The organism is Christiangramia echinicola DSM 19838, from assembly GCF_000423065.1.
In the GTDB taxonomy this organism is placed as follows: domain Bacteria; phylum Bacteroidota; class Bacteroidia; order Flavobacteriales; family Flavobacteriaceae; genus Christiangramia; species Christiangramia echinicola.
In genome coordinates this window covers 220,619-244,656 of record NZ_AUHG01000010.1, presented here as the reverse complement: position 1 = coordinate 244,656, position 24,038 = coordinate 220,619, and the positions used below count along the sequence as shown (strand labels likewise).

The following is a 24,038-nucleotide window of genomic DNA, read 5'->3' as shown; positions in this document are numbered from 1 at the left end:
CCACATTTTTATTTTCGTATTTTCGGGTAAAATTCTGAAAAAATGATCATAAAGACAGTTGATAATGTACAGGATGCTTTAAAGGACGCTAAGGACGGAATGACATTTATGCTGGGAGGTTTCGGTTTATCTGGAATTCCTGAAAATGCGATTTCTGAACTGGTACGTCTCAATTTAAAGAACCTTACCTGTATCTCTAATAATGCCGGTGTCGATGACTTCGGACTCGGCCAATTGCTTCATAAAAAACAAATAGATAAAATGGTTTCTTCATATGTTGGAGAAAATGCCATTTTCGAAAAACAAATGCTTAGCGGTGAACTCGATGTGGAGTTGATCCCGCAGGGGACACTTGCAGCAAGATGCCAGGCAGCTCAACAGGGTTTTCCGGCAATCTATACTCCTGCTGGGTATGGGACAGAAGTTGCACAGGGTAAGGAAACTCGTGAATTCGACGGAAAAATGTACGTTCTGGAAGAAGCTTTCAAAGCGGACTTTGCTTTTGTAAAAGCATGGAAAGGAGATAAAGCTGGAAACCTCATCTTTAAAGGTACAGCAAGAAACTTTAATCCAGTAATGTGCGGATCTGCAAAGATAACGGTAGCTGAGGTTGAGGAGCTGGTAGAGCCGGGAGAACTAGATCCAAATCATATCCATATACCGGGAATCCTGGTACAAAGGATCTTCCAGGGAAAAGACTATGAGAAAAGAATTGAGCAACGTACGGTAAGACAAAAAGCATAATTATGGCATTGGATAAAAACGGAATAGCACAGAGAATAGCCAAAGAGATAAAAGACGGATATTATGTGAACCTGGGAATTGGGATCCCTACTTTGGTAGCCAATTTTGTTCGTGACGATATTCAGGTTGAATTTCAAAGTGAAAATGGAATTCTGGGGATGGGACCTTTTCCTATCGATGGAGAAGAGGACGCCGATCTTATTAATGCAGGAAAACAAACAATTACGGCATTACCTGGGGCAAGTTTCTTTGATTCTGCCATGAGCTTTGGGATGATTAGAGGGCAACATGTAGACCTTACCATTCTTGGAGCTATGGAAGTAGCCGAAAACGGGGATATCGCCAACTGGAAGATTCCGGGTAAAATGGTAAAAGGAATGGGGGGTGCAATGGATCTTGTTGCTTCTGCAGAAAATATCATTGTGGCCATGATGCATACCAACAAGGCCGGCGATTCAAAATTACTGAAAAGATGCTCCCTGCCACTAACTGGTGTGGGCTGTGTTACTAAAATTGTAACCAATCTTGCGGTAATCGAGGTGACTGAAAATGGTTTCAAATTACTGGAAAGAGCTCCAGGAGTAAGTGTTGAAGAAATTGAAAATGCTACAGAAGGAAAACTTATTGTAGAAGGTGATGTTCCAGAAATGAAACTTCAATAAAAAATAGAAAAGCCGGATTTATGATCCGGCTTTTTTTATTTCTAACTCATAGAGGTCGAGTTTTCTTCTATATCTACCAGGAAGTCTATCGCATTATCTTGAGTTATCATTTCCCCTCTGGAATTAGCCTGCGAGAAATAGTCGTACCAGCCAGCATTAGCTAGATTACTTTCCAGTACCTTAACTTCTTCTACAGATGGCATTTTCCATACAGTCATATAGCGGTAATCACTCCTGTAAGGTGTATGCTCGTCATTTATTGCCCATCCAAGGTTTTCAACGCCACTGGCTTTCATATTATTGATACGTTTATGCATATCATCCATTAGCTTCCTTCTCTCCTCATGACTAAGTTTCATCCACTTTGTAGTAACGTTCCACATTTCAATGTATAAGTACATATCGTCTATTTTTGGTTCGAAAAAATGTTTAATTGTTATATAAAGTTAGCATCTATATTTGAGTAAAATCTTAATATTTCCTTATAAGTTGGTTGAAAATCAGATTTATAAAAAAGAACCCATGAAAAACATATAGAATTCCATGGGTTCAAAAATGAAAGAGTAAAAAGGTATTAAAGGTCCATAACTTCTTTATAGGTTACGGGTCCTAATTCAAATCTGGCTTCTAGTAGTTCTTTCTTAATTTTTTTAGCTTCTGAAGTCAAATTATTAGCCTTGTAAATATTGGCCAATGCTAATTGCGCTTCAGGTTCGTAAGTTTTGCCTTCAACTTTATCTTTAACGATCTTAAGAGCTTCTTTCTTGTTTCCGTTCTTAAGATGGGCCAGGGCAAGCAACTGATAAGTTTCGGGAGTTTCCCTGTTTGCTACTTCTTTTCTTGCGAGATCTAAAGCATCGATCTCTTTACCTTTTTCACCTAAAAAGACCTTTAAGTTATATGCATTGTACATTTCACCGTAAGCTGGTTTCTGGGTAAGATTTTTATATTTTGATAAGGAGGATTCATATAGTTCATTATCATCACTATGCTCCGCTATCTCAGCTTTTAAAAGGTAAAGATCGGGCGTACTATGACTTTCCAGAATTGAATCTATAATACGCAGAGCCTCGGTTTCATTATTCTCATGGGAAAAGACGATCCAGGCAATTCCCTTTTTTGCGTAAGAATTAGAAGGATCTATTTCCAGCGTCTTTAAATAATGATCGTAACTATCTTCAATTCTTCCGGCATGGCCGTAATAATCACCCAGGTTAGAATAAACCCAAAGCAATAGACTTCTGTTCTTACTTTCTTCAGCTTTATCTCTGGCTTTTTCCATAAACATAATGGTACGGTCCAGATCTCCCTCAAAGTCGTTCCATTTAGCTGCACGAATCATGTAATTGAAATCATAAGGATCTGCAAATAGCTTCTGAAGACTATCGACCTTTTTATAATTACCTAATTCCATATGTACATCAAAAAGTAAATGCTGATTTACAGTAAGATCTTTTCCTAACATAGCAGCAGAATCTGCATAGATGCGTGCTTCCTTAAAACGATGCTGAGAAATATAATTTCTGGATAGAGATCGGTAATATTTGTCTTTATCAATATTCGCTATTTCAACCGCCTTTAAAAGTGATTGTTCAGCTTTCTTTAAATAGGCTATATCACCCGTAGACTCAAAGAAGGTATTATATTGTCCTGCTACCGCTGCAAAACTTGGTAATTCAAGACTATCTTTCGTGATCTTGGAATTCCATAATTCAAAATATGGAGAGGTAGTTCTCGACTCTTTTACAGCAAGGTATTCGTTATAATCTTCAGGCGCTGTCACCTTTTTATCTGATTCCTGATCACAACTAATCATTAATACAGACATTAGTAAAAGAAAAATATTGATCTTCATGATTTCTGATTCATTAGTTAATAAAAGAGGCTGTAATAAATCATACTACAGCCTCAATTAGTATTGGAAATCTTATTCAGGTGCCCCTATATAAGGGAAACTGTTTGTAATATTATCTGCTGTTAAAGCAACACCATCGGTAACTAGTTGAGGTAATCCACCTTCGCCATTAAATCTGGCACCGCTTTCTCCACCAAATAATAGAATTAACGAGATGTCTATAACATCATCCTGTAGCATTCTTCCTGTAAGCCCTACAGCGCCTTCAAAATTAGGAGCTCCATTACCAGGATTAAAATAAGTAGTTGGAGCATCTGGAGCTACCTCAAGTACGTCTGAAGCCAATACTGTAGTTAATACAGTAGCAGAAACAGGATTTGGGTTATCTTCAGATGTTGGTTCTGATCCATTAAGGATATCACCAAGGATATTCGGTTCAAAATTGATTGCTGCTGGATCTGCTCCTAAAGCAACCGCATAGGCGTCATGTAATCCTTCCAGTTGAGCTTCAAAAGAAGCCTGAAAAGCAGCACCCATTTCTGAAGGGATCGTAGTATTATGCATATTCTTAATTTCTGCACTACTACTTAGGACGGTGTTTATTCCCGGACGTCCCATATGGTCTACCTGGCTATATGATCCACTAAAATCTACTTCCATCATTTCCACTGGAGGGTTTGGGGTAGGTGTTTCAGTCATCATAAAATCATCATCTTCACTACATCCAACCGCTACTACACTAATACATAGGGCAGAGAAAAGGATCTTTATATTATTTATTTTCATAATTCTAATTTTTAAAATTTGATTGACTATTGCTTACGATTAGTAGTAACCCAGGTCTTATAAACCGGAATCCCTAAAACATTGGTTGCCGTTGGAGTTCCAAGTAAACTGTTCGGTATTTCCAGGGCAATGGAAAGCGTGTTGGCGCCGTCAAAAGTATCTGTTCCCGGAACATTGAATCCTGAATTATCTTCAGCGGAAGGGGCTACAACTTCATTAAATCTCACAAAGTCAAAGTAAAATGCATCCTGTCTAGGTCCTGCAAATAGAGATACACCGTTAGAAGTAGTTTCAGTGATGGCACTAGTAGAAGATATTTCTACCATTCCTAAAGCATTATCAACGCTCACTTCACTATTAAGACCAGTAGCACTTGGGCTAAAAGGTCCAAAGAAATACATCATTCCGTCTCTCGGAATGGCTTGAATAACTCTGTCTTCAACCAGGTCACCATCGAGATCGATATTGATCTCTACCAGTACATCTTCATCAAATGCACCATAAGTTAAATCTGGTAAAACATTAGATTGAACATCTACAATGAATACCGTGTTACTGGATCCTGTTGTTGGTTCAAAAGCGTAGAAATCAGCAATATCTGCCGAAGAACCTGCAACACCAGGTGCGTCTACGTGATCTGCTGCGATAAAAATGGCGGCAGAAAGAGCTATTCCTAAAACTGTGAAAAGCTTAACTTTTTTCATAAGGTTTATAATTAAGAGTAAAAACTTTTTTGTCTTTACATACCTTATCTACGCCTTAAGAGATAGTTTGGGTTTTTTATATCTAGTTAAGCTTTTGTTAAAGAAATTCACCTGGTTTGTAAGTAACCTGCTGAGTAGGGAATTAGCTAAATTAATTTACAGCAATTATTTCTGAATCACTTAAAAGAACCTCCTGTCTTAATTTTAAAATTACCTGTGCAATGGCAATAACGTCTCTTTCGCAATATTCCACGATCCTGTTTAATTCTCCTTTTTCATAATATACCTCCCTAACCATAGAACCGTCTATGTCTTCTTTGGGAGAAGGGATGCCGAGTACGTGGGTAAGTAATTTAAGGGAAGTGAAATGTTTATAATCACCAAATTTCCATAGTTCTAATGTATCCAGATGCGGAACTTCCCAGGGTTTTTTCCCGAATAGATTAAGTTTTGAAGGTAAACGCATATTATGAATAAGCATTCTTCGGGCTATATAAGGGAAATCAAATTCCTTCCCGTTATGGGCACATAGCAGATGATAGGGCTGAAAAAAATATTCTTCCAGTAATACGGTGAAATCTCTTAATAATTTTTCTTCTTCGCCTTGAAAGCTGGTTATACGAAAACTTCTACTTCCATTTTTAAAACTGAAAAAACCAACCGAGATACAGATGATCTTCCCGAATTCACTCCAGATACCTGCCCTTTCATAAAACTCTTCCGGAGTAAAATCCTCTTTACGTTGATATTTAGATTTTTCGTCCCAAAGCAATTTTTTCTCTTCGCTCATTTCAGAATAATCCCGAAATTCAGGTACGGTCTCAATGTCCAGGAAAAGTATATTTTCCAGTTTAATCTTATGTAGCATATTTACCTATTAAAAGTTTTTGTTACCTAATAAAAATGTAGGCAGTTATACTTTCTATTTCTACTTTATTATTTTGGTTAATACCACTTAATGAAATAATAACTACTTTAAATTTAGCTTTCTTGTTGAACTCATATACAAAACTACCTTCAGGAATATTGCTAAAGGATTGATATTTTTGAAGTTTTTCAGTAATATCATTTTCCATATCCATTCTAAATAATTCATTAGATGAATTTCTAAGAATTATTTCACTTTGATCAATCTCCAGATTGTAAGTAGACCTTTTTTCTTGGTGTAGAATGGTTGAAGCAGATACTAATATAAACTTTTCGTATCCTTTAATATTTATTTCATCATGGAAGGTATAACTACTGTAGTTAAAACTTTTATCATCAAAATTAAAAGGCTTATTTTCTGTATAATTATTTTTCCCATAAATAGAGTCCAGCATATATTTGCCAGCACTATATGAATATCTTAAATAAGACGTTTCAAAACCAATTTCATCGTCAACTAATTTAAGCTTTTCTCGTGTTTTTAAATAGCGAGCAATATTCTTGAATCGCTCTACTTCATCTCCGGTTAATGCCTGCTCCCCATTATTAGTATTAATTATCAATTCTGAAAGTTCATTTACCTGTGCCTGGATAGAAATCTTGAATACATTCCAAGGCCCATAAATACTAAGTAAACACAGAATAAAGAGACTGATAGGCAGAAGGGATAACTTTCTTTTTTTGCTTATTAAAGTGAAAAGTGTAATGCCAAGTAACCAAAATGCTAATATTAAAAGGAAATACCTGTTCTCTGTAAAATTGTAAGCACTAATTCGAGCGTATATTGCTATAAAAAGCAGTATAAATAGTGGTAACAATGAGACCTGAAGAATTGGATGAAATTTTCTTATAATTAGGTTTTGATGCTTTTCTCGAATGGGATCTATTATGATATAGATTATAAAACCTGTAATTGCAAGAATTGATATTAGATAGGATACCCAACCTTCCGGAAGTTGCCATGTAAGCAATATTGTGAAGGAATAAGCATATACAATTAGAAGGTATAATATAAGTATCGGAATTAGAATATACTTAATTAAAACATCCAAAGCTTTAGAATAATGAAGCTTTTGAGTTTTATAAATTTCTTTTGGAAAATCTGAGAGGTAAATGAACGTATTAATGATTCCTAAACAGAAAATAAAAAGTTCGAAATAAATTTCTTCACCAAAATCGAATGTAAAAAGATTTTCTACCGCTAATAATGCGAGGGATAATCCTAAATATATAATTCCTGAAAAAAGAATACTTCGGGAAATAGCGACAATTATGCGCCGTAAGTAATTCCAGTAATCAACAGTGTTCCAATAAAAAATAAATGGGGCGAAAAATATAAATATATGGCCTGCTAGTAATAATATAAACCACCTAAGATAGATGAATGTCTGTGACGAATCATAAATATCCGGTAAATTAATATAATATATGATTAGAAGTAAAATTATCACTGTCTTTACTCCCCAACCAACTAATCTACTTCTTTGACTTTCTGTAATAAATTGAGCGCCAATTAACCAGCTGACTCCCAGTATTAAAGTGATAACCTCTTTATAATGGATGCCAAATATATTAATACGATTATGTATTAATGAAATAACAAAGAAACTTCCTATCGTAACCCATATTAATGTTAATGGGAAACGCTTGAATGCCATTATCATTTTCGTAGGCAATTCCTTAAAATAGCTCATATTAAAGGTTATTCAACATCTTGTAGATCTGGTCAATATACATATAAAAATCCTGGTAATGCTTATCATCCTTCTTTCGAATAAGTTTTCTTCCCAGTCTTACTATAACTAGATCATCCTCTGGGATCATTATAACGTACTGGCCTAAAATTCCGCGCATGTAGTAAATGTCTTTATCACGATAGTCACTTAACCAGAAACCATATCCATAATATGAAGTTTCAGAGAATCGTGGTTCTGAGGCAGTTTCTATAAAAGAGGAATCTAATAATTGCTCGCCATTCCATTTACCATTATTGATCAATAACTTTCCGAACTTCCCAAAATTCCTTGCATTGCTTGAAATACAGCAATAAGCCTTTTCCATTCCAGATTCCCGGCTATCAATTTGCCAAAGAGCATCATCATTCATTCCCATTGGTTTCCAGAAGGAATCACTTAAATATTCGCTCAAATTTTGTCCTGTGGCTTTTTCGATGACCATCCCTAATAATTGAGTATTTCCACTTAGATATTTGAATTCTTCACCAGGTTTCTCTATTACTTTTAACTCCATGACCTGTTCACGGATATCCTGACCAAAGTAAGCCCTGGCCGTAGATGCGAAAGGATTATAATAATTCTCATTCCAGTTTAATCCAGACGCCATGGAAGAAAGGTCGCCAATACTAAGTCTTGGATCGAATTGTGGAAAGAAATCTGCTACCGGTTGGTTTATATTCTCTAGAAAACCGTCCTGAATGGCTTTAAACATGAGGATCGTAACAAGGCTTTTGGCCATAGAAAATGAATTGGTCCTGGACAGCTTATCATACCCATGGTAATATTTTTCGAAAAGAATGCTATCATTTTTAATGATCAGGAAAGCCGCGGTTTCAAGTTTACTATTTAAACTATCCAGAGTTTTGGTAGCAGGTATAGTATTGTATTTGCTACCTATTGGCCATTTCTGGATACTATCTGAATTTTCGACCACGTGGTTATCAAAATAAGTATGATCGTCTATAAATGCAGTTTTATGACCTGTGAGGTAAGTTGTATTAATAGCTTTGAAAATATAACCATAGCCGGCTACATAGAGAATGAGGGAGGCTAAAAGTAAGAACCCAATGAATAGTAATAATGCTTTAAATAGCTTTTTCATCTATATAATTTTAATCCAGTTCAAATGAATTAGATCTAGGATACTGTTGCTGAAAAATACTAATTTTAGAAGAGGCTCTGCTGTTTAGGAGGGTTTTCATGATCTAGCAACCACTTTTTTCTATGCAAACCTCCGGCATAACCTGTAAGTGAACCATCGCTTCCAATTACCCGGTGACAGGGTATAATGATCCATAATGGATTTTTTCCGTTGGCAGATGCTACGGCTCGTATTGCTTTTTCATCTCCCAGTTGTCTGGATAATTCCAGGTAAGAAGTGGTTGTTGCGTACGGGATATCCAGCAGCTTATTCCATACCTTTTTCTGAAATTCAGTGCCTTGTGGATTCAGGAGGAGATTAAATTCTTTCAATTCACCATTGAAATAGGCTTCAATCTGTTCAACAGGCTTTTTTAGTTCTGCAGGAATTTCTGAAGAAATACTGCCCTCATCCAGTACTTTCACAGAGGCCAGTCCATCTAAGTCACCAGCAATTTCAGCGATCCCAAGAGGAGTTTTAATTCTGGCTGTTTTCATTCTTTTCTTCCTCTTCCTTCTTTTCCTTTTCGGTATTTGTTTCTATAGATTCTTCGGTCTCTTGGTCCTGTTTTCTCTGTATCAATCCCAGGCGTTTTGCTCTTCTTTCCCAGTTCTTCCGGGCGAGCATTTGCATATCTTCCACACTATCACTTTCGTCCATGATCTCCAGACCCAGTAAAGTTTCTATAATATCCTCCATGGTTACAATTCCGGTAACATTTCCATATTCATCCACGATCATGGAGATATGAGCTCTTTTCTGAACAAAGATTTCAAAAAGCTCAGGGATAGGAGTATTATCGTTGGTTACAAGGATATCACGTTTTATTTCGCTCAGCGGCTGATGACCTTTTTCATCTATAACTTCCTCTAGCACATCATCTTTCAGAATAAATCCTGAAATATTATTGGATCTTCCTTCATAAACCGGAATTCGGGAGAATTTCAGATTCTTGTGATTTTTGTGGAATTCCTTAAGTGATAGACTTTCATCCTCTGTAATAGCTACAGAAAACGGAGTCATTACATCCTTAGCTTCCACAGATTTAAAAACCAGTAGATTCTTTATCACAGTGGTTTCACTTTCTTCAAAAACACCCTCTTCTTCTGCTGCATCGGTAATAGCGGCAAATTCTTCCCTACTCATGGAACTTACGTGTGCCGATTTTCCAATCAGTTTTGTAGTGAGCATAAGCAGCCATAAAATCCCAGTGTATTTTAATGGAAAAATCATTATAGTGAGAGAACGTGCTGTGAAATTCCCCAGTGATTTCCAGTAGGTGGCTCCAATCGTTTTAGGAATGATCTCAGATAATATCAATATGGCCAGGGTCATAATGGCTGAAACGATTCCAACAGAATTACCTCCGTCGCCAAAAGTTTTTTCAGCCTGAACACCAACGAGAATAGCACCTACCGTATGTGCGATGGTGTTGATTGTAAGAATGGCAATTAAAGGTTTGTCTATATCCTGTTTAAGGCTGGCCAGTGTTTTAGCGTAAGGTTTACCTTCTTTTTTCTTGATCTTGATGTAAGATGGCGTAATACTTAGCAATGCCGCTTCCAGGATGGAGCACATAAATGAAAAGAAGATCGATAAAACTGCAAAAGTTAATAATAAGCCCATATGCTTAAATGACTGTTAGACTGGCTAATTTATATATTCTGAAAGCATTTTCTTAAAAAGAAATGATAAAAGGGCATTAAAAAAGCCTTCTCGATAATGAGAAGACCTTTAAATTAACCAAAACTAACCATTACACTGCAAGATTTTTCTGTAGTAGATCATCCCAGCGCTTTGCTTCATTTAACCGGATCTCAGCATCTGTACTGTCATGATCATCTTCATCGTAGAAAATTATTTCTGTGATTTTCGATGTATCACGATCTGCCAGCTCAAGGCCAAGATGAATAATTCTCTCTTTCTTGGATTGTTCACGTAGAGTGTTTTTGGTGATCCTAACCTGGCTGATTTCTTTCAAATCTATGACCCTGCGATCTACATCCATTTTAGGATCTAAGACTAAAAGCATCTTTTTAGTGCTATCAAGGCCAAGGGTTAAATGACCTAACGTTTCAAATTTGTCTAGTTTCAGGTCATTTGTTGAAGCCAGCTCAATAAGTTCTTTTTTCAGTTTCGCTTCTTTAGATCTTTGGTTGAGCAAAACGTAAATTATTGGGAACATGAAAATGAAGAACAGCATTGTGCCTATCATTAATGATGATTTATCCATTTTTATAGTATTTAAGGTAATTGAATAGTAACCCGGGACGCAATCATCTGCGCAGGGGTTGATTTTTTGCTTTTTAAAGCCGAAATATTCTTTATTTAATTACCAGAAAAAATGGAAAGGAAATATCTGTGTTTTTAAGATACTTCTATTGTTAGGCTGAAATTCTGAGGTTAATTGATTTTTAGAATCAGCCTTGACCTGGAAATATTCAAATTGTAGATTTGAATAAAACTGAGAAAAGTTATTTTCATTTTCAGGCGAAATCTGAAAACAGGCTTCAGCAATACTTTCTTCGAAAAGAACAGCCTTTCTGTTCTGTTTTGCTTTGAAATATTCCCCGGCTCTGGAATCAAGGTCTAAACCTGGTTCAGAATAGGCAAAAGTGTTGGTAGTTGAGATCAAAAATACGACCTGCAACAATAAAAGACTTACAAAAGAAAACCTTTGAATTTTCACATTACAAACGTACCACGAAAACCAATTCTCAACTCAAAAATTTAGTTATATTTTTCTTACACTTAGGAAATTAATTTCACCGCTTCTTTTGCGAAATAGGAGGCGATCATATCTGCCCCGGCACGTTTAATAGCAGTTAATTGTTCCAGTATCACCGCATCATGATCTAACCAGCCCTTTTCTGAAGCGGCTTTAATCATCGCATATTCTCCACTAACCTGGTAAACTGAAACCGGTACATTCACCGTATTCTTTATATCTCTAACGATATCTAAATAACACAATCCAGGTTTTACCATCACTATATCAGCCCCTTCGTCGATATCCATCAAGGTTTCTCTAATGGCTTCATCACGGTTGGAGGGATCCATCTGGTACGTTTTTTTGTCCTTCGGAATATTCTGCGCTTCAACAGGTGCTGAATCCAGGGCATCTCTAAACGGACCGTAAAACGCAGAGGCATATTTTGCCGAATAACTCATGATTCCTGTATCATGATAACCTTCATCTTCAAGCAGGCTTCTTATTTCGAAAATACGGCCATCCATCATATCACTTGGAGCAACAAAATCGGCACCGGCTTTTGCATGAGAAAGAGACATTTCAGCTAAAATGGCTGAGGTGTCATCATTTAATACTTTTCCGTTAGCAATGATCCCATCATGCCCAAACTGTGAATACGGGTCAAGAGCAACATCGGTCATTACGATCATGTCAGGAACGGCATTTTTCACAGTTTTTACTGCTCGTTGCATTAGGCCTTCAGGATTGATGGCTTCTTTTCCTGCATTGTCTTTAAGATCTTCAGAAACCTTTACAAAAAGTAAAACTGACTTTAATCCTAGCTTCCAGAGTTCCTTTACTTCTTTTTCGATATTATCAAGACTATACCTGAAATATCCGGGCATGGAAGCGATCTCGTCCTTTACATTTTTTCCTTCAACGATAAATAGCGGAACAATAAAATCATTTGGAGATATAATGGTTTCTCGAACCATAGATCTTATGGCTTCATTTGTTCTTAATCTGCGGTTACGTCTTAATGGATACATATTCAAATGGTTTTTCGTTATTTAAACCCAGTCTACAGGGTTTTCAAGAACTTTTAGAAGTTTTTCTTCCTGGCTGCCAGGTTCAGGATGATGGTCATAGACCCACTGTACATGTGGCGGTAAGCTCATAAGGATGCTCTCTATACGGCCATTGGTCTTTAAACCAAATAAAGTTCCTTTATCATGAACCAGGTTGAACTCCACATAACGACCCCTTCTTATTTCCTGCCATGTTCTGTTTTCCTGGGAATAAGGGAGATTTTTTCGTTTTTCGACAATAGGGACATAGGCCTCAAGGAAAGAATTACCAACATCGGTTACAAAATCATACCAGTCTTCAATTTTCATGTGGCTATCAGCCTTCAAATAGTCAAAGAATAAGCCGCCAATCCCGCGTGCTTCATCACGATGGGCATTCCAGAAATATTCATCACATTTCTGTTTATATTCAGTATAAAGGGAAAAGCCGTGAGGTGTACAGGCTTTTTTTGAAACCCTATGAAAATGCCTCGCATCTTCTTCAAATAGGTAATAGGGGGTAAGATCCTGACCGCCACCAAACCATTGGTCTATCACGGTCCCATCTTTATCATACATTTCAAAATACCTCCAGTTAGCATGTACCGTTGGAACCATTGGGTTTTTAGGATGCAGTACTAAACTAAGACCGCATGCAAAGAAATCTACATCTCCAACCTTAAAATATTGCTGCATAGCTGGAGCCAGGGGACCATAAACTGCAGAAATATTAACTCCGCCTTTTTCAAATACAGCTCCGTTCTCTATCACTCTGGTTCTACCGCCACCACCTTCTTTACGTTTCCAGATGTCTTCCTGGAATTTTGCTTTTCCATCGATCTCTTCAATTTTTGAAGTGATCCTGTCCTGTAGTTCCTGAATATATCGGTAAAACTTCTCTTTCATAACTAAAATTCAATCTTCTATATAAACCAACTCCGTTTTTGCCGCTTTAATATCTTCTGAAGAAGAAATTTTTACAGCATTCCTGGTCATTTTCTGTAATTCTTCCACATGATCCAGCTGAATTGTCTGATTTTCAGCAAAAAGATCCCGGCCAATCTTATTGTTATGGAGATCCATTTCTTTTGCCAGTTTTGAATTGGGCGACATATCTTCATGGAGATCGGTAATTCTTTTACTCCATTCCGTAGTCTTTTCGATAGAACCTGTGATTTCAAAACATTGCTCACAGATGAGGTAATTCCATAGTGCATGTCTAAATGCATTGGACCTGGTATCGCCATGATGTTTTTTGCCAAAACACTCATTGCAGGTTGATATGGTTTTCCTGGTTCCTTTATAAGTTGGAACAATTAGAAAAGGCTTTAAAATTAATACTCCCCCTAAAATGAAGAATTTTTTAAATGATAACTTTTTAAGCCTTTCAACGAGCACCTATCCTCTGTATTCTTTAACAGCATCTACAAAAGCCTTCGCGTTGTCTACAGGAATATCTGGAAGGATACCATGACCAAGGTTGGCAATATATCGGTCCTTACCAAAAGCTTTGATCATATCGTTCACCATATATTTTATTTCAATTGGCTTTGAATACAACCTTGCGGGATCAAAGTTTCCCTGCAGAGTGATTTGCCCACCACTTAAATTTCTTGCATTTCTAGCTTCACAAGTCCAGTCTACTCCAAGAGCAGCAGCTCCAGATTGTGACATTTCTTTTAAAGCAAACCAGCATCCTTTTCCGTAGGCGATCACAGGCACTTCATCTTTTAAAGCGTCGATGATCTGCTGCATGTATTTCCATGAAAACTCCTGGTAATCTTTAGGTTCTAATAATCCACCCCATGAATCAAAGAGCTGAACTGCATCTACTCCAGCTTTTACTTTCTCTTTTAAGTAAGCGATCGTAGTATCGGTGATCTTTTGAAGTAAGGTATGTGCTGCGATAGGTTCCATAAAGCAGAATTTTTTAGCCTTATCGAAGGTTTTTGAACCCTGACCCTGTACGCAATAACATAAAATCGTCCATGGAGAACCGGCAAACCCAATAAGAGGAACTTCATCATTTAGCTCCTGTTTGGTAAGTTTTATCGCATCAAAAACATAACCTAATTCCTCATTCACATCTGGAACAATAACCTGGTCTACTTTCTTTGCAGTATCTACGGGATTAGGCAACCATGGCCCAACTCCTGGTTTCATTTCCACTTCGATATTCATCGCCTGGGGAACCACAAGGATATCACTAAAAAGTATTGCCGCATCTGGACCTACTTGTTTTATAGGCATCACAGTGATCTCGGTAGCCAGTTCCGGAGTTCTGCATCGGGTGAAAAAATCGTATTTCTCCTTAAGTTTCATGAAATCTGGCAAATATCTTCCTGCCTGTCTCATCATCCATACCGGTGGACGTTCTACAGATTCTCCTTTTAATGCTTTTAAAAACAGGTCGTTCTTTATCATTTCCTGAGGTGTTTTATTTATTCTTAAAATGTGAAACCACTTTGGCGATCACATTTTCAATTGTTGGTTTTGTTGCTACGATGATAGTCTCAGTATATTTTTTGACTTCTGAAGCTGTTGTCTCACCTATGCAAAAAGCGGTTGTGCTTATCTTATTATTATTATTGGTAAAACTTTGTACTCCACTGGGACTAAAAAAAAGGATGCCATCAAATTCAGAGTCGAAATCCTTTAGATTTAATTCTGTCTTATATACGTTAAGCTCTTTATATTTTATATTTTTTCTTCTGAATAGATCTGGCAATTCCTCTCTGCGTTTATTGCCACTGAAAAATTGAAACTCTCTTTCATTATGATGCGTTACGATCTTAAGAGCCAGGTCCTTCGCATTTTCAGCATTCTCGAGAACCTTAAAATTTCGTTCTTCAAGGTAAGCTCTTGTTTTTTCACCTACACAAAAGCAATTTTCGATCTGTAAATCTTTCTTTTCGATTGCCTTTACCGCATTTTTACTGGTGAAAATGGCATTCTTAACAAATACATTCTCTAAATTAAAATCAATGAACTTTATATTGATCGCATCATATTCTACCAATCCTATTCCGCTATTCAGCAATAATTCCTTTTGATTAACCGCCAGGTTTTTTGTGGAAAGAACAGTAAGCATAGATCAGTTATTTAAAACCGATTTTATGCTGGCCATCAATTCTTTCCCTCCATTAGTCAGGATTTCCATGGCCGCTTCTTTTCCTAGATTTTCAATATCCCTGATCTCCACACTTTTTTCTACTTCGATCTTTTTAGTTCCATCCAGGCTGAATAAGGCTCCGTGGAAATGTACGTGATTGTCCAGAACTTTTGCCAAAGCACCTATTGGAGCGGTACATCCACCTTCCAGAACTTTTAGAAATTCACGTTCTATGTGCACGCAAATTTCAGATTCCTTATGATTTAACATCGCCAGAGCTTCCCTGCAATAATCATCATTTTCCATAGCAACGATAAGCATGGCGCCCTGAGCGGGAGCAGGAATCATCCAGTTAAGATCAATGAAATTTTCTGGCTTTATTTCGATCCTTTCCAGTCCTGCAGCAGCGAAAATTGCCCCGTTCCAGTCATTATCATTCAGTTTTTGCATGCGGGTATTTACATTCCCGCGAAGATCAACAACATTATGATCTGGGTATTTATTAAGCCACTGTGCTTTTCTACGTAGACTTCCGGTGGCTATAGTTCCTTCGCCGTTTTCCAGAAACTTAACCCCTTTATGAACAAGAATGTCCTTATTGCTGGCTCTTTTCATCACCGCACCTTCTACAATCCCTTTTGGCAAAGCCGTAGGAACATCTTTCATGGAATGTACAGCGATATCCACTTCACCTTTGATCATAGCAACATCAAGGGTCTTGGTGAAAATACCGGTAATGCCCATTTCGTATAAAGGCTGATCCAGATTGAGATCTCCGGTAGATTTTACAGGAACCAGTTCGGTTTTATGACCTGTTTTTTCAAGAGCATTTTGTACTGTTTTGGCCTGCCAAAGCGCTAATTCGCTATCGCGGGTTCCAATTCTAATCACTTTGCTCATTTTGTAACTTCTTCTAGTTGAAAGACTTTCTGGATAAGTTCCAGGCTTTCGTCGGTGGTTTCGCTGTCCTCCTTTAAATGATTGGCGAAATGCTTCATGATCTTTTGAATGATCCTGTTGCTTACAATTTCTGCCTGCTCATCATTAAAGTCGGATATTTTTCTACGCTGAAAATTCAATTCGTCATCCTTCATCATTTTAAGCTTTTTCTTCAAAGCCTTGATGGTAGGGGCGAATTTCCTGGTTTCCAGCCACTGGTTAAAGTCTTTTTCAACCTCAGCGATTATTTCTTTGGCTTGCGGAATAAACTGTTTTCTTCTTTCCAGGGTTTCATCGGTCATCTGTGAAAGATGATCCAGGTGAATAAGTTTTACGTTTTCAAGATCATTAACATCATCTGAAACGTTTTTAGGAATAGAAAGATCCAGGATCAAAAGTTCCTTTTTAGGATAGATTAATTCTTTGGAGATCGTAGGATTATGAGCACCTGTTGCGACAATTAGAATATCAGTATTTCTAATTTCTGCCTGTAGATCGGCATAATCTTTAACGATGAGGTTAAATTTTCCAGCGATCTTTTCAGCTTTATCCTTAGTACGATTTATTAAGGTAATATGATTGTTCCTGGTATGCTTGATTAGGTTTTCACAGGTATTACGCCCAATCTTTCCTGTTCCGAAGAGTAGAATATTCTTATCTGAAACATTTTCAACATGCTTCAGGATATATTGAACAGATGCAAATGATACCGAAGTTGCTCCACTGGAAATTTCGGTTTCGTTCTTAATGCGCTTACTTGCCTGGATCACGGCATTGACCAAACGCTCAAAAAAGGTGTTTACCAGGCCTAATTTTTTGGAACGAACAAACGCGATTTTAAGCTGACTTATAATTTCAAAATCTCCCAGGATCTGACTGTCAAGCCCTGTTCCTACTCTAAAAATATGAGATATTGCCTGCTTGTTTTTGTATACATACGCCACTTTTTCGAACTCCTCAACGGTACCATGAGTATGTTCACAAAGTAATTTAATAAGCTGAAATGGGTGCTGCGCGAATCCGTAAATTTCGGTTCGGTTACAGGTGGAAGTAACTAATATACCATCAATACCTTCATTTTTAGCTTGTTCAAGTAATCTCTGCTTAGATTCTTCAGTAAGGCTAAAATGGCCTCTAATCTCAGCATCAGCCTTCTTGTAGCTTAATCCTATAGTATAAAAGTGTTTTCCTGTAGAAATGTGATAATCTTCCATGTATCGGTTTAGGTGGACACGGGGGCAAAATTAATACAAGCATAAATGAAAAAGTAACGCTGGAGGCACTAAATATGTCGATAGATGATAATTATCATGAAAATAGGTCTGAAAAGTTCAAAATGCCATACTTTTGTAGTAATCATAGCGGGTTTAGAATGATTAGTTTAGATTGATTCTAAATAAATTAAAATTATATCCTATGGACGCACACCAAAAAAATAACGCTGTAAGTATCTCTGAAGAAATAAAAATCGAAGATGGTTTTTTTATACTGAAATTTCAGAACGATACAAGTGATACTAAGTTAATGACCAGGGATATAGATAATAGTTTTATCCAGTTTCATTTTAATGTGAAGGGGGGGAGCAAGTTTCTTTTTAATGAAGGGAATTACGAATTGCCATTACCCGAAGAAAATTCCTTGTTATTATATAATCCGCAAAGAGACCTTCCTCTAAATGTGTCTCTGGAATCTGAGTCCTGGTTAATTTCATTGGTGATCTCTATTAAAAAATTCCATGCATTATTTTCCCAGGAAGCAGATTATATAACCTTTCTAAGTGCAGATAATAAGGATAAGAAATATTACAAAGATGCGCCATTATCTCCTTCTATGGCGGTAGTTTTGAATCAATTAATGAATTTTAGCCTAACGCCCAGCATTAAAAATCTTTACTTTAAGGCTAAGGCGTATGAGTTATTGAGTCTTTATTTCAATAAAGCTGAAAATCCTGATCTGGAACAATGTCCTTTTTTAAGTGACGAGGAGAATATCAAGAAAATTAGGAGGGCTAAAGATATCGTGATCGCTCGAATGGCTGAACCACCTTCACTTCAGGAACTTTCAGATGAAATTGGTTTAAGTTTAAAGAAACTTAAAGAAGGTTTCAAACAGATATATGGGGATTCGGTTTACAGTTTTCTATTTGATTATAAAATGGAATATGCACGAAAATTATTGGAAACCGGTGAATATAATGTGAATGAAGTAGGTTTAAAGGTTGGTTATAGTACGGCCAGTCATTTTATCGCCGGGTTTAAGAAGAAATTCGGTACTACTCCTAAGAAATATACCCTTTCTGTAAATTAATATATATGCGTCTTATATTAGTTCTAAGCTTTTCCCTGTTGCTTTCATCTTCATTGACCTCTCAGGAAAATATACTTATTTTCTGCGAGACAGATGGTTTTGTACATAATTCGATTGATGCTGGAACCCAGGCTTTGCAGCAGCTAGGCAGAGAAGACGGTTTTAGTACTACAGTAAGCAGGGACAGCAGGTTTTTAGTTGAAAATGAGCTGAACCAATTCGATCTCATTATTTTCTTTCAAACCACCGGAGATGTTCTAAATTCAGAAGAGCAAATGGAATTTCAGAATTATATGGATAATGGGGGTAATTTCTTCGGAATACATTCCGCAGCAGATACCGAATATAACTGGTCCTGGTATGGAGACTTGGTTGGAGCTTATTTTGACGGTCATCCGGAAATTCAGCAAGCTGAGATCGTTGTGAAAATGCCAGATCACATAACAGTAGGGCATTTACCACGAAAATGGGAAAGGACAGATGAATGGTATAATTATAAAGACATTAATAAAGGCCTGAATGTTCTGTTGACCCTAAATGAGGATTCTTATAAAGGTGGTGAAAATGGTGATTTTCACCCTATAGCCTGGTATCAGAATTATATGGCCGGAGGCAAATCGGTCTATACGGGATTAGGTCATACAATAGAATCTTATTCTGAACCGGATTTCCTGGAACATTTAAGCAGGTGTATAAAATTTGCCATGGCAGATTGAAAATTATGAGACCATAGAAAACTCCGATTGAAAAGGAGTTGGTTAAAATATACAGAGTATTATTTTTGAGTTGAAAAAGAAAAATTATGAGCAAAGGCGTACTTATGGTGAACTTGGGATCTCCAGATAGCACCAATCCTAAAGACGTTAAAAAATATCTTGGGGAGTTCCTAATGGACGAGCGGGTTATAGATGTTCCATACTGGGCGCGAACCTTACTGGTAAAGGGAATAATCCTGAATACCAGGCCTAAGAAATCGGCAGAAGCATACCAGAAGATCTGGTGGGAAGAAGGTTCTCCTTTGATCGTGCTTTCAGAAAGGCTTCAGGCTAAAATTGACGATAATACTTCGGTGCCTATTTCATTAGCGATGAGATATGGTACTCCAAACATCAAGCAGGGACTTCAGGAATTACATGACCAGGGAGTAGATGAGGTTTTGCTATTTCCACTTTATCCTCAATTCGCAATGGCCACTACCGAAACTATTCTGGTACTGGCTGAGGAACTTAGAAAAGAACATTTTCCAGATATGAGCTTTACTACGGTTCCGCCGTTTTATAATCATTCAGATTATATTCGAACCCTAGGAAATAGTATTGCAGAAACTCTGAAAGATGTAGAATATGAACATTTACTATTCTCATATCACGGTGTTCCGGAAAGACACATCAGGAAATCTGATATAACCAATTCGCATTGTAAAATTGATGGTTCTTGTTGCCAGTCCGCTTCTACGGCTCACCAATTCTGTTACCGTCATCAATGTTTTGAAACTACCAGGCTGGTTGCAGAATACCTCGGTATGAAACCAAATACGTATAGCGTTTCTTTTCAATCTAGATTAGGATTTGATCCATGGTTAAAACCATATACAGACAGGACTATTGAAAGATTCGGGAAACAGGGAATGAAAAAGCTGGCTATCGTAACCCCTGCATTCGTTTCAGACTGCCTGGAAACACTTGAAGAGATCGCGATGGAAGGTGAAGAGATCTTTCATGAAGTGGGCGGAAAGGAATTTACGGTAGTTCCATGTTTAAATGACCGTGAGGAATGGGTTAAAGTACTTTCCAGGTGGATTGATGAATGGGCGCACCAAAAGCCGGTTGAGGCCTAATGGCCGTTCGAAATTCTAAAGAGCTAGGCGAAAAGCCTATCGGGAAATTGCTTATTCAGCAAGCTGTTCCTGCATCTATAGGGATATTAGTAATGTCTCTAAATATTCTTGTAGATACCATTTTTGTTGGAAACTGGATTGGCCCTATAGCTATTGCAGCTATAAATGTGGTTCTTCCGGTTTCGTTCTTTATAGCCGCCCTGGGGATGGCGATCGGTATTGGAGGTTCTTCGATTATTTCACGCGCTTTGGGTGCAGATGATCATAAAAAGGCATTGAAGACCTTCGGGAACCAGATCACTTTAACCATTTTGTTATCTACTTTACTGGTTGTGCCGGGGCTTATCTTTGTAGACAGTCTTATTCCCGCTTTTGGAGGTAAAGGGGAGATCTTTGATCCCGCCAAAATTTACTATATCATAGTGCTTTGTGGAGTGCCTTTACTTGCTTTGGCAATGATGGGTAATAATGTGATTAGGGCTGAAGGGAAACCCAGGTTTGCCATGATAGCCATGATCATTCCCTCTGTGGGAAACCTGTTTCTGGATTATATTCTTATAAATCAGTTGGAAATGGGGATGGAAGGAGCTGCAATTGCTACAACTGTGTCCTACTTTTTGTGTCTGGCATATATCGTCTGGTTCTTTCTCTCTAGGAATTCAGAATTGAGGCTAAGCTTTTCTCATTTCAGACTTGATTTCCCGATCTTGAAGGAGATCTCCTCTTTAGGTACGGTGACTTTAGCCAGGCAGGCGGTGGTAAGTGTTACTTATCTGCTAATGAATAACATTTTGTTTGATCTTGGGGGAGAAGACTCGGTAACTGTGTACGCGATAATTGCCAGAATGCTCATGTTCGCCCTGTTTCCAGTTCTTGGAGTTACCCAGGGATTCCTGCCCATTGCGGGCTTTAATTATGGCGCAGCTAAATATTCCAGGGTTCGAAAAAGCATAAATACCGCGATACTATATTCCTGTCTTATGGGATTATTGATATTTCTGGGGATCATGTTTTTTGCTCCAGATATCGTTAAAATATTTACTTCTGAAGCTTCCATTATAGAGCAAACCCCTTCAGCAATGCGCTGGGTATTTGCGGCAATACCTATTGTTGCGATTCAATTGATTGGTGCTGCTTATTTTCAGGCAATTGGGAAGGCTGTACCGGCATTTTTGTTAACCTTATCCAGACAGGGGTTTATCTTTATTCCTCTTATCCTGATCCTGCCTCACTATTATGGGGAGATCGGCGTCTGGATCTCATTCCCGATCGCAGATCTTCTTTCAACCTTTATTACTGCTTATTTCCTGAATAGAGAGATCGTAAAAACCCTTAAATAGGATTTATTGAAAATTCACTTAAATCCTTATCTTTAGAACTAAAGAAAACTGAAATTGAATGATTCCACATCTATTTAGGTCAAATTCGAGAGGTGAATTTTTAAGTTTTATTTTAGCTTTGGCCAATAACTTCTAATAGATTAATGGAATATTACAATTACATAAAGGCCTTGCATCTCATTTTTGTGATCACTTGGTTTGCTGGGCTGTTCTACATACCACGCTTGTTTATTTATCAGATCGAGGCATTTCATAAAGATGAGCCTGAAAAAAGCATACTTACCAATCAATTTAAACTAATGTCTAAAAGGTTATGGTATATCATTACCTGGCCTTCAGCGGTCCTTGCCAGCATATTTGCATTCACCCTTTTATTTATGATCCCGGAATGGTTACAGCAACCATGGATGCATGTAAAACTAGGATTCGTAATATTGCTATATGCTTATCACCTTAAATGTCATTTGATCTTTAAACAGCTACAAAACGATGTGGTAAAATGGAGCTCTAATAAAATGAGAATTTGGAACGAGGGGTCTACGCTCATCCTGTTTTCAGTAATTTTTCTGGTGATCGTGCGAGATGCAATTAACTGGATATATGGAGTGATCGGTATTTTTGTGCTTGCGATCATGTTAATGCTTGGTATTAAACTTTATAAAAGAATACGCTCTAAGAACCCCGAAGCCTGAAGTGGTTCGATAATTGTACGAACTGAGGCAAGTCAGCATCTATGAAACTGCTTAAATTATCCTTACGAACCCGGATTTTTATCTCCATGATCTTATTGGTGCTCGGCGCATCGATCCTGATATTCGGGGTCACTGTTTATCAATACAAGCAGGAAGCTGAAAATTATCATAAGGAACGTCTAGAGAGGAAACAAAAAGCGATTCTTGAGAACATAAAATTTGTTCTGGCAAGTACGACCTATGTTGTAGATACTGAAAATCTTGAACCTATTTTCAACGAACGGGACAAGATCTATGAAATGGCTGAAGTTCACGAAATGCAGATCCATATCTATGACCTGGATGGTAAACTTATTATTAAATCTGATGAATCTTTTTTTAAGGATTCTACTGAAGTAAGGATCGCCAGCGATGTACTGAAAAAACTGGAGGCTTCGGCCGATAAAAGGTTTCTGAAGAAGACCGAAATTAATGGTCAGAAATATCAGTCTTCATACTCCTATATTACAGATCAGCGATTCAAACCACTGGCGATATTGTATTTGCCGTATCTTCAGGATGATAGTCTTTTAAACAGGGATCTGAATAACTTCCTTATGAGGATGGCAGAGGTATATCTTTTCATGCTGCTTATAGCAATAATCCTCTCATTTTTCCTTTCAAAATATATTACGAAGTCGCTAAAAATAGTTTCAGAAAAGATAAATCAAACCCGTTTGGATAAACGGAATCAGAAGATCGAGCTTTCTAATGCCACAGAGGAGATATATGCGCTGGTTTCAGCTTATAATAGTATGATAGATGAACTGGAAGAAAGCGCCGTTAAACTGGCTACCAGTGAGCGGGAACAGGCATGGAGGGAGATGGCGAAACAGGTAGCGCATGAGATCAAGAATCCTCTAACGCCTATGAGACTGAGTGTTCAAAGTTTTCAGCGAAATTTTGATAAGGACGATCCCGAGATCCGGTCGAAAGTAGATGAGTATAGCAACACTCTTATAAACCAGATAGACACGATGAGTTCTATAGCTTCTGCTTTTTCAAATTTTGCCAAGATGCCTGCTCAGCAGAGCGAGGTGCTAAATGTTCCTAAGATCGTAAAGCTGGCGCTGGATATTTTCAATGAAAAATATATCGAGTTCAAATGTGAAAAAGAGGAGATACTGGCCAAATTTGACCGTACACAATTAATCAGGGTTATTACAAACCTTGTGAAGAATGCTACCCAGGCATTGAAAGATGAAGAGGATCCTCATATCCTGGTCATCGTAGAAGAAGAGGAAGCTATGGTTTGTGTTTCAGTGTCAGATAACGGATCAGGTATTTCAGAAGAGAATAAAGTAATGGTCTTTGAACCAAAATTCACCACTAAAAGCAGTGGGATGGGTCTTGGTCTGGCCATGGTAAAAAATATCGTGGAGACCTATAATGGTACCATTAGCTTTGTATCCAAACAAAATAAAGGCACTATATTTAACGTAAGATTTCCAAAATAAA

Annotated in this window: 26 protein-coding genes; 8 read left to right on the top strand and 18 right to left on the bottom strand. The window is 37.5% G+C overall.

Annotation, left to right across the window (positions count from 1 at the left end; translation table 11 throughout):
* The first annotated feature begins 42 nt into the window (after positions 1-42).
* Together G530_RS0101520 and G530_RS0101515 are read left to right on the top strand one after the other, a co-directional pair.
* Positions 43-744, top strand: coding sequence for a CoA transferase subunit A (locus tag G530_RS0101520; protein WP_026932847.1), 702 nt, complete (start codon positions 43-45; stop codon positions 742-744).
* 2 nt (positions 745-746) lie between these two features.
* Entirely contained in the window at positions 747-1,406 is a 660-nt protein-coding gene (locus G530_RS0101515; RefSeq protein WP_026932846.1) for a CoA transferase subunit B, read from the top strand.
* Between the two features lie 41 nt (positions 1,407-1,447).
* Here the strand turns inward: G530_RS0101515 and G530_RS0101510 are convergent, their stop codons facing one another.
* From G530_RS0101510 to hemA, 18 genes are all read right to left on the bottom strand, one after another.
* On the bottom strand, positions 1,448-1,807 hold the full coding sequence (locus tag G530_RS0101510; RefSeq protein ID WP_026932845.1) for a DUF6616 family protein: 360 nt from the start codon (positions 1,805-1,807) through the stop codon (positions 1,448-1,450).
* Between the two features lie 173 nt (positions 1,808-1,980).
* Entirely contained in the window at positions 1,981-3,261 is a 1,281-nt protein-coding gene (locus G530_RS0101505; RefSeq protein ID WP_026932844.1) for a tetratricopeptide repeat protein, read from the bottom strand.
* 72 nt (positions 3,262-3,333) lie between these two features.
* A complete protein-coding gene (locus tag G530_RS0101500) occupies positions 3,334-4,047 on the bottom strand; it encodes a DUF4331 family protein (protein WP_026932843.1) in 714 nt (237 codons plus the stop codon).
* A 26-nt stretch (positions 4,048-4,073) separates the two neighbouring features.
* On the bottom strand, positions 4,074-4,751 hold the full coding sequence (locus tag G530_RS0101495) for a DUF4331 family protein (RefSeq protein ID WP_026932842.1): 678 nt from the start codon (positions 4,749-4,751) through the stop codon (positions 4,074-4,076).
* A 151-nt stretch (positions 4,752-4,902) separates the two neighbouring features.
* Positions 4,903-5,619: a 3'-5' exonuclease gene (locus tag G530_RS0101490; protein ID WP_026932841.1), complete on the bottom strand. Its 717-nt coding sequence runs from the start codon at positions 5,617-5,619 to the stop codon at positions 4,903-4,905.
* A 22-nt stretch (positions 5,620-5,641) separates the two neighbouring features.
* Positions 5,642-7,372, bottom strand: coding sequence for a DUF4153 domain-containing protein (locus G530_RS0101485; RefSeq protein ID WP_035715685.1), 1,731 nt, complete (start codon positions 7,370-7,372; stop codon positions 5,642-5,644).
* A gap of 1 nt (position 7,373) precedes the next feature.
* Positions 7,374-8,516, bottom strand: a complete 1,143-nt coding sequence (locus G530_RS0101480) for a serine hydrolase domain-containing protein (protein ID WP_026932839.1) — start codon at positions 8,514-8,516, stop codon at positions 7,374-7,376.
* Positions 8,517-8,581: 65 nt separating this feature from the next.
* Entirely contained in the window at positions 8,582-9,052 is a 471-nt protein-coding gene (locus G530_RS0101475; RefSeq protein WP_026932838.1) for a methylated-DNA--[protein]-cysteine S-methyltransferase, read from the bottom strand.
* Entirely contained in the window at positions 9,033-10,181 is a 1,149-nt protein-coding gene (locus tag G530_RS0101470; protein ID WP_026932837.1) for a CNNM domain-containing protein, read from the bottom strand. The genes G530_RS0101475 and G530_RS0101470 overlap by 20 nt, the downstream gene beginning before the upstream one ends.
* Positions 10,182-10,311: 130 nt before the next feature.
* A complete protein-coding gene (locus G530_RS0101465) occupies positions 10,312-10,788 on the bottom strand; it encodes a hypothetical protein (protein ID WP_156888583.1) in 477 nt (158 codons plus the stop codon).
* Positions 10,789-10,887: 99 nt separating this feature from the next.
* Complete coding sequence (locus tag G530_RS0101460) at positions 10,888-11,244, bottom strand: hypothetical protein (protein ID WP_205619185.1); 357 nt, start codon at positions 11,242-11,244, stop codon at positions 10,888-10,890.
* A 62-nt stretch (positions 11,245-11,306) separates the two neighbouring features.
* A complete protein-coding gene (hemB, locus tag G530_RS0101455; protein WP_026932834.1) occupies positions 11,307-12,296 on the bottom strand; it encodes a porphobilinogen synthase in 990 nt (329 codons plus the stop codon).
* A gap of 21 nt (positions 12,297-12,317) precedes the next feature.
* Entirely contained in the window at positions 12,318-13,220 is a 903-nt protein-coding gene (gene hemF / locus G530_RS0101450; protein ID WP_026932833.1) for an oxygen-dependent coproporphyrinogen oxidase, read from the bottom strand.
* 9 nt (positions 13,221-13,229) lie between these two features.
* Entirely contained in the window at positions 13,230-13,712 is a 483-nt protein-coding gene (locus tag G530_RS0101445) for a DUF6973 domain-containing protein (protein ID WP_026932832.1), read from the bottom strand.
* Complete coding sequence (hemE, locus tag G530_RS0101440) at positions 13,713-14,738, bottom strand: uroporphyrinogen decarboxylase (RefSeq protein ID WP_026932831.1); 1,026 nt, start codon at positions 14,736-14,738, stop codon at positions 13,713-13,715.
* Positions 14,739-14,751: 13 nt separating this feature from the next.
* Positions 14,752-15,405 (bottom strand): uroporphyrinogen-III synthase, encoded by a 654-nt coding sequence (locus G530_RS0101435; RefSeq protein WP_026932830.1) that lies wholly within the window; start codon positions 15,403-15,405, stop codon positions 14,752-14,754.
* A gap of 3 nt (positions 15,406-15,408) precedes the next feature.
* Positions 15,409-16,326: a hydroxymethylbilane synthase gene (hemC, locus tag G530_RS0101430; RefSeq protein WP_026932829.1), complete on the bottom strand. Its 918-nt coding sequence runs from the start codon at positions 16,324-16,326 to the stop codon at positions 15,409-15,411.
* On the bottom strand, positions 16,323-17,579 hold the full coding sequence (hemA, locus tag G530_RS0101425; RefSeq protein WP_026932828.1) for a glutamyl-tRNA reductase: 1,257 nt from the start codon (positions 17,577-17,579) through the stop codon (positions 16,323-16,325). Before hemA ends, hemC begins: the two co-directional genes overlap by 4 nt.
* A 202-nt stretch (positions 17,580-17,781) precedes the next feature.
* Between hemA and G530_RS0101420 the strand changes: the two genes are divergently transcribed.
* The 6 genes from G530_RS0101420 to G530_RS0101395 all read left to right on the top strand — a co-directional run bounded on the left by G530_RS0101420 (position 17,782) and on the right by G530_RS0101395 (position 24,037).
* Complete coding sequence (locus tag G530_RS0101420) at positions 17,782-18,672, top strand: AraC family transcriptional regulator (protein ID WP_026932827.1); 891 nt, start codon at positions 17,782-17,784, stop codon at positions 18,670-18,672.
* 5 nt (positions 18,673-18,677) lie between these two features.
* Positions 18,678-19,388, top strand: a complete 711-nt coding sequence (locus tag G530_RS0101415; RefSeq protein ID WP_026932826.1) for a ThuA domain-containing protein — start codon at positions 18,678-18,680, stop codon at positions 19,386-19,388.
* An 86-nt stretch (positions 19,389-19,474) separates the two neighbouring features.
* Positions 19,475-20,509 carry a ferrochelatase gene (gene hemH, locus G530_RS0101410; RefSeq protein WP_026932825.1) on the top strand — a complete coding sequence of 345 codons (1,035 nt, stop codon included), beginning with the start codon at positions 19,475-19,477 and terminating at the stop codon, positions 20,507-20,509.
* A complete protein-coding gene (locus tag G530_RS0101405) occupies positions 20,509-21,849 on the top strand; it encodes an MATE family efflux transporter (RefSeq protein ID WP_026932824.1) in 1,341 nt (446 codons plus the stop codon). Before hemH ends, G530_RS0101405 begins: the two co-directional genes overlap by 1 nt.
* A 143-nt stretch (positions 21,850-21,992) precedes the next feature.
* Complete coding sequence (locus G530_RS0101400; RefSeq protein WP_026932823.1) at positions 21,993-22,541, top strand: CopD family protein; 549 nt, start codon at positions 21,993-21,995, stop codon at positions 22,539-22,541.
* Between the two features lie 41 nt (positions 22,542-22,582).
* Positions 22,583-24,037 carry a sensor histidine kinase gene (locus tag G530_RS0101395; protein ID WP_026932822.1) on the top strand — a complete coding sequence of 485 codons (1,455 nt, stop codon included), beginning with the start codon at positions 22,583-22,585 and terminating at the stop codon, positions 24,035-24,037.
* Position 24,038 lies beyond the last annotated feature (1 nt).